This window comes from Micromonospora sicca, assembly GCF_003172935.1.
GTDB classification, from domain to species: Bacteria; Actinomycetota; Actinomycetes; order Mycobacteriales; family Micromonosporaceae; genus Micromonospora; species Micromonospora sicca.
Genome location: NZ_QGKS01000042.1, coordinates 1 through 1,408, shown reverse-complemented (window position 1 = coordinate 1,408; position 1,408 = coordinate 1). Strand labels below are relative to the sequence as shown.

Below are 1,408 nucleotides of genomic sequence, written 5' to 3'. Positions count from 1 at the left end.
GCTGGTGGTCGGTCAAGCCCGCGAGCAGGTCGTGGTCCAGAGCGGCTCCGGTGCGGCGGAGTTCGTCGACTGTTGTTCGTCCTGCCGCGGTGATGACGACGGCGCGCTTGCGTCGATCGGTCTGATCGCTGGTACGTGCGATCAGACTGTGGGCTTCGAGCGTGTCGAAGATCGGCACGGCGTTGCGCGGGTCAACGCCGATTGCCTCGCAGAGCCGCTGCTGGTGTGTCTCGCCGTGTTGGTCGAGTGCCATGAGCACCCCGAAGTGGTGAGGGCTCAGGCCGCGCTCGGACAGCATCCGGGCCCACCGACGTCTCGACTCGGCACCGAGGCGGGCGAGCAGAAAGCCGGTACTGGACGTGAGCTCGGGCGGCTCATCGGCTCCCTCTTGCGCCATTGCGCCATCGTAGCCCACTATGCTCATGAGCCATGATGTTCATGAGACATGACTGTCTGGCCCGATGAGTCCGAGACTGGTCCGGCCCCCATGGCAAGGGGAGGAGACGGGTGAGTGATCCTGAGGTCCTGATGGAGGGTGTCGTGTTCGGCGAGTCGCCCCGCTGGCACGACGGCAGAATCTGGTTCTCCGACTGGGGCGCGAATCAGGTGATCGCGCTCAGCACCGACGGCAGCCACGAGGTGATGGCGACGGTCGCCTCTTTCCCGATGTGCATCGACTTCCTGCCGGATGGGCAGCTGCTCGTCGTGGACTCGGCACAGCAACGGCTGCTGCGCCGCAAGCCGGACGAATCGTTGGTCTGCCATGCCGACCTTTCCGGGATATCGCAGAAGCCGTGGAATGACATCGTGGTCGACGAACGGGGCAATGCCTACGTCAACTGCATCGGGTTCGACTTTCCCGGCGGCCAGTTCGCCCCGGGCCTGATCGTGCTGGTCACGCCGGAGGGCACCGTCAAGCAGGTCGCCGACGACCTCGCATTCCCCAACGGCATGGCGATCAGCCCGGACGGCGCGACCCTGGTCGTTGCCGAGTCGTACGCGAACCGACTCACGGCCTACGACATCGATGCCGACGGAGGCCTCAGCAGCCGGTGCGTATGGGCAGACACACCCGGCGACCACCCCGACGGGATTTGCTTCGACGCCGAGGGCGCGGTCTGGTACGCCGACGTCGGCAACCAGCGCTGCGTTCGGCTCCGCCAGGGTGGCGAAGTGCTGGCCACCGTCAGCCTCGACCGGGGTGCCTTCGCCTGCACGCTCAGCCGAGGCCATCACCCGCGCCTATTCGTCGTCGGCCAGAACTGGGCCGGACCTGAGCCGTCACAACCCAGCGGGCAGGTCGTGGCTTTCCCAGCACCCGCACCGGGGGCCGGCAGACCCTGACCCGACCGTCGCTCGCCACGACGGCCGGCCCGGACCGCCTCGCTCTTGGGGCTGGCCGCCAGCA

Annotated in this window: 2 protein-coding genes; one reads left to right on the top strand and one right to left on the bottom strand. The window is 67.4% G+C overall.

Features of this window, described 5'->3' with window-relative positions; translation table 11 throughout:
- Positions 1-397, bottom strand: a 397-nt coding sequence (locus DKT69_RS00275; protein ID WP_161557733.1) for a MarR family winged helix-turn-helix transcriptional regulator, incomplete at its 3' end; no start/stop codon positions are given.
- A gap of 131 nt (positions 398-528) precedes the next feature.
- Here DKT69_RS00275 and DKT69_RS00270 point away from each other — a divergent pair.
- Positions 529-1,344, top strand: a complete 816-nt coding sequence (locus DKT69_RS00270; protein WP_109799599.1) for an SMP-30/gluconolactonase/LRE family protein — start codon at positions 529-531, stop codon at positions 1,342-1,344.
- Positions 1,345-1,408 lie beyond the last annotated feature (64 nt).